Here is a 233-nt window from a genome sequence, read left to right as displayed (position 1 = left end):
GTGAAGAGGCGACCGTCGCCGCAGAGCGCGGCCGCGGCGGTGTCACTCCGGGGAGCGAGGGAAACGACGGCGTCGCAGGGGGCGGGGTGTTGGCCGGCGGGGGCGTGCACGACGGCGCGGTTGGCCGGGTTGACGTACCAGCTGGTGCCGACCTGCTCGGGGTAGGCCTTGTAGTTGTCGCCGGAGACGAAGGTCTTGACGACCTCGGGTGCGCAGCCGGCGGCGGTGAGAGG

General features: G+C 73.0%; 1 pseudogene. It reads right to left on the bottom strand.

Annotated elements, in window-relative coordinates:
- Nucleotides 1-233: pseudogene (locus QN345_RS20395) on the bottom strand (hypothetical protein); the annotation flags it as partial.

The organism is Cryobacterium sp. 10I1 (assembly GCF_035019805.1).
In the GTDB taxonomy this organism is placed as follows: domain Bacteria; phylum Actinomycetota; class Actinomycetes; order Actinomycetales; family Microbacteriaceae; genus Cryobacterium; species Cryobacterium glucosi.
Note: the sequence above shows the minus strand (reverse complement) of the source record. Positions and strands in the feature narration are given on the sequence as shown.